The sequence below is a fragment of the Pseudomonas sp. AGC41 genome, from assembly GCF_057334555.1.
Genome location: NZ_JBHFJB010000147.1, coordinates 58,398 through 60,676 on the forward strand (window position 1 = coordinate 58,398; position 2,279 = coordinate 60,676).

General features: G+C 63.8%; 1 protein-coding gene and 1 pseudogene. One reads left to right on the forward strand and one right to left on the reverse strand.

Annotated features, from left to right (window positions below; genetic code table 11):
- Positions 1 to 899 (forward strand): annotated as a pseudogene (locus tag ACE04F_RS24250) (hypothetical protein); the annotation flags it as partial.
- A gap of 13 nt (positions 900 to 912) precedes the next feature.
- On the opposite strand, the gene ACE04F_RS24255 reads toward ACE04F_RS24250, so the two are convergent.
- A partial coding sequence (locus tag ACE04F_RS24255; RefSeq protein WP_486110242.1) for an HD domain-containing phosphohydrolase occupies positions 913 to 2,279 on the reverse strand: 1,367 nt, incomplete at its 5' end.

The window sequence follows — 2,279 nt, forward strand, 5'->3', positions numbered from 1 at the left end:
GCACATCCCATATTGATGCAAGCAGGACCAGCGCTTTCGCGAGCAGGCTCGCTCCCACCGGGTCCTGGCTTGAGCAAAAATTTGTATCCGCCGTTGTTTTTTTGCTGGAGCTCTTGTCATCAGCCGGAAGGAGAAACGCAATGAACCACCCTGACGGGCACGACAGCGCACTTGACCACTTCATCTGGCCGTTGACGCCAGGTGGCATTCTGGACCGCAGAGACCTGTTGCTTCGCCTGGGCGCAGAACAGCGACTCATGGCCGCACAGGACCCTGTGTGCAGGCGCGATCAACGGGACTACCTGCTTTCACTGATCGATTCGGCCTCGACAATGAACCATGGCGCTGAGCAAGGTTCAGGCTTCGATGCCCAGCGAATGCGTAACGTCATCACCGAAGCCGCCACGAAGAGCCATTGGGGCAAGCCTTCCGGCGGTCGCCGAACGCAGGGCATCGCCGCCCACTACGATGCGCAGAGCTACATGGCCGCGGTACTTGATGTCGAGCTGAGCGACGAGGGTCGCCTGATTGTCCATGACACGGTGTTTGTCGCGGACCTGGGCGCTGTAGAAAACCCCGGCCGCCTGCGCGCTCAGCTGGAAGGCGCGTGCCTGATGGGTGTGGCGTTCGTGGCCTCTGCTGAATTTGGCGCGACGGCGGCTGATCTGTGCCCGACCATCGCCCAGCGGCCCCGCTGGCCACTCGTCTCATGGTTGCCAGGGCACATCGCGGTACACCTGATCAATCCCACGGGTGAGGTCAAGGCCTGCCAGCTCAGCCAGGTGAGCTACGTACCCGTCGTCCGGGCCTTGTGCAATGCGATCGGCAAAGCTTCGGACAACCGCACCAGCGATCTGCCGCATAGAAGCCGGTTGCTCGAAAGAACGGGCGGACGTTAAGTCACTGCCGGCTTCAAATCAAACCCAGTGTCAGGGCCTTCAGCGTCGCCGCCGCCCGGGTGGTGCATTGAAGCTTGCGAAACACGCTTTCGACATGGGTGCGCACCGTGCTCGGGCTGATACCCAGCTGGCGCGCCACCTCCTTGTTGCTTCCCCCGGTACTGATGCGCCGGAGAATCTCGGTCTCACGCTCCGAGAGCAGTCCACCGCCCGGCTTGCAGGCTGTCATCGTGGTGTCCCCGCGTGACGCCGCCATTACCGCCTGGCAGGCCCGATGATCGAACCGTCCCTGATCCGCCTCGGCCAACAACAGGCAACTCGCTTCGTCGTGACTCAAGGCCGGCCGCCACGGCCGCTCGCTGAGCATCGCTTGCCAGGCCAGGGCCGCGGCGAGCAAACGGTGTTCGGTTTGCAACGTGTCGCCGCCCAGGCTGCGGAAATAACCGCTGCCATCCAGGCGCTCATAGGCATGCGCCGCCAGCTGACCCGGCACCGCCAGGGCGGGTATCTGGCCACAGGCGCGCGATGTCCAGTAAGGCACCAACCGCACTTGCTCAAGATCCCCGTCGAGCAAGGCTCGCGGAGTATTCCAGAGGCGATTGGGCACCGCCGCGCGGCCGATGCCATGGATCAGCGCCGCCTGGCCGAGATGGTCAATGGCCGGCGCCGGCAGCCCGCAAAGCCTGGCGGCCTCTCGAACCAGCTCCGCGGCACGTCGCGAATACCCCGCCAGCCACGGCAGCTTGAGATCGATCACATCTGCAACCAGGCTCAACGGCACCTGTGCCGTGGCTACCTGCGAATCAACTGACTGCGGCGTGCGCAGTTGATCCAGCCAATCTTCGGCGTTTTGCAGCATTTCAGCGGCAAGCGCTGCCGGATAACGGCGATCGCGCTTGCTGGCAATCCATTGCAATGCGCTCTCCAGCCCATGCGTACGGGACAGAATCTCCAGGTCCCCCGCCAGCAACACCTGATAAACCACCTCCGGCACCTGCGGATGTCGCAGGCCGGATGGCCTGCCCTCGCCGTCGTATTGCTCGAACACATGACGCAGACCCTGTTCGACTTCGGCTTTCAAACCCAATGTGTGAGCGATATCACCGGACACCTCGCAATGAATCTGCGCCAGCGGCGTCGACCGGCGCATCGCCCGCTGTCCCGCCTCGCTGAGGGTATGCGTCAACATCGCGTTGCGGCCCTCGACGTCATCGCCCAGCAGCCGGGTGAAGCCCTCGGCATTGGCGGTGCAGCCTGACCAGCGCAGCAAGGCCACCTGGCGTCCGGTCTCGGTGTGCTCACCCGCACCGTTGCAAGTCTGCGCGAGCATCTGCACCAAGCGGGCGGTGCGACGCGACTGATCGAACGGCTGGCCCATGC